Here is a 2,351-nt window from a genome sequence, read left to right as displayed (position 1 = left end):
GCAAAAGGCGAAGCCCGCAAAAAAGCAGCTAACCGGCTAAATCAGCTGGAAGCCCTGAAGGCTGCAAAGTGTGCAGTTCAATAAGGTACAAAAAAGCCCTGCGGGGCTTTTTTTATACCTGCCAATCAGCTGGATTTACCATAACATCCGTTGCCCGCACCGCTGAGACGGGGTTGGCTGCGTTTCCGGTGCCAGACGCGAGAAAGTGGCGACAGACATGACGAAAAAACACCAGAAACGCAGCCGCTGGATATTACACTGATGCATAGTCATGCAGCCAGATGCATGGATGTTAAAGTCACACTAAAATCCGCGCCAATGCCTTAAAAACAGGCAAATTCTTCTCCAGCCACTCCCACAGCTCTGCCGCCAGATACAGACAGTCAAGTACAGCTTCAATGACGTTAGGCAGTTTCATAATGCCCCCCAGGTATAGGCCGTGATCTTTTATCACGACGTATTTAGCGGGAAATTAAGAAGCCCTTCTTCCTGGAGTTTGTCACGTGCCGGCAACCGTCAGCCCAGCGTCGGACCGCAGTAGGTTTTCTGCGTCGTACTCAGCTGGAAAGCATATCTGGTGTAAGCGACACGCATCCACCCTGTACATAGTCCTGCCTGACGCTTTCGAGCAGGTCGAGCATGCAGGAACGACGAGCTTGATTGGTATCGGACACAATATGGCGATACGCCTCAAACATAACAGCACCCGCATCACCGCCCGAACGGCGAAGCATAGCGGAAATCATCCGCACAAAGAGCAGACGTTCATCGGGGCAAAGGTTCATAAGTTCTCCTGGTGAAAAACCAAACATGAAAGCACCCATCTATTAACGTCAGCTGTGAACGCTTCATTAGAAGAAAATAGGTAAACCCGGGAAAAAGATCCAAACGTTAACATCACAGGTAAACAGAAACGTCGGGTCGATCGGGAAATTCTTTCCCGGACGGCGCGGGGTTGGGCAAGCCGCAGGCGCGTCAGTGCTTTTAGCGGGTGTCGGGGCGCAGCCCTGAACCAGTCACGTAGCGCTAGCGGAGTGTATACTGGCTTACTATGTTGGCACGGATGCGGAAATCAGTGAAGTGCTTCATGTGGAAGGAGAAAAAAGGCGGCTCCGGCGCGTCAGCAGAATATGCGATACAGGATATATTCCGCTTCCTCGCTCACTGACTCGCTGCGCTCGGTCGTTCGGCTGCGGCGAGCGGTGCGGGCTTACGAATGGGGCGGAAATTTCCTGGAAGATGCCAGGAAGAAACTTAACAGGGAAACGATAAGGCCGCGGCGAAGCCGTTTTTCCATAGGCTCCGCCCCCCTGACAAGCATCACGAAATCTGACGCTCAAATCAGTGGTGGCGAAACCCGACAGGACTATAAAGATACCAGGCGTTTCCCCCTGGTGGCTCCCTCGTGCGCTCTCCTGTTCCTGCCTTTCGGTGTACCGGTGTCATTCCGCTGTTATGGCCGCGGTTTCTCATTCCACGCCTGACACTCGGTTCCGGGAAGGCAGTTCGCTCCAAGCTGGACTGTATGCACGAACCCCCCGTTCAGTCCGACTGCTGCGCCTTATCCGGTAACTATCGTCTTGAGTCCAACCCGGAAAGACACGACAAAGCGCCACTGGCAGCAGCCACTGGTAACAGGATTAGCAGAGCGAGTTAATGTAGATGGTGCTATAGAGTTCTTGAAGTGGTGGCCTAACTACGGCTACACTGGAAGGACAGTATTTGGTATCTGCGCTCTGCTGAAGCCAGTTACCAGGTTAAGCAGTTCCCCAACTGACTTAACCTTCGAAAAACCACCTCCCCAGGTGGTTTTTTCGTTTTCAGAGCAAGAGATTACGCGTAGAAAAAAAGGAACTCAAGAAGATCCTTTCTATGCTCAACCACCGCATGGCCCATAGCCGCGCTGGCCGTTGCCGGTCAGCTCCAGAATCCTCGACCAATATGGAACCTTGCCCCTCCCAAAATTCAACTAAAAAACCCTCATTTCCTGCCGATAAAATGGGTATCTCTTAACTATGCCTAAATAAAATAAGGATAATTTTGAAAAAAATATTCATCCTATCGGCAGCGCTGATCATGGCAGGATGCGCAACAAAGCAATATCCACAGGCCGCGAACGTCACCGGTCCAGAATCTTCCGCAATGGATTGCAAAGCGGTAGCTCTGGAAATCGCAAAAACGCGCAGTGTACAACAAGAAATTGAGGCAACCGGCGAATTTGACGGGCGCACCGTATTAGGTTTCCTGGGTGATTTTGGGATAGGAAATGGCATGGCAAAAGGCGAAGCCCGCAAAAAAGCAGCTAACCGGCTAAATCAGCTGGAAGCCCTGAAGGCTGCAAAGTGTGCAGT

General features: G+C 51.7%; 2 protein-coding genes. One reads left to right on the top strand and one right to left on the bottom strand.

Translation table 11 applies throughout. From position 1 onward, the window contains the following. Window positions 1-557: 557 nt before the first annotated feature. Window positions 558-785 (bottom strand): hypothetical protein, encoded by a 228-nt coding sequence (locus RYZ59_RS24490; protein ID WP_001046775.1) that lies wholly within the window; start codon window positions 783-785, stop codon window positions 558-560. A 1,255-nt stretch (window positions 786-2,040) separates the two neighbouring features. Here RYZ59_RS24490 and RYZ59_RS24480 point away from each other — a divergent pair. Beyond that, window positions 2,041-2,351 (top strand): hypothetical protein (locus RYZ59_RS24480; protein WP_318067337.1); only part of this gene is annotated, 311 nt, incomplete at its 3' end.

It is taken from the genome of Citrobacter sp. HN-141, from assembly GCF_033341895.1.
In the GTDB taxonomy this organism is placed as follows: domain Bacteria; phylum Pseudomonadota; class Gammaproteobacteria; order Enterobacterales; family Enterobacteriaceae; genus Citrobacter.
Note: the sequence above shows the minus strand (reverse complement) of the source record. Positions and strands in the feature narration are given on the sequence as shown.

Bases quoted from the DNA above. Each gene is read 5' to 3' on its own strand.
- RYZ59_RS24490 (WP_001046775.1), bottom strand. From the start codon at position 785: ATGAACCTTTGCCCCGATGAACGTCTGCTCTTTGTGCGGATGATTTCC.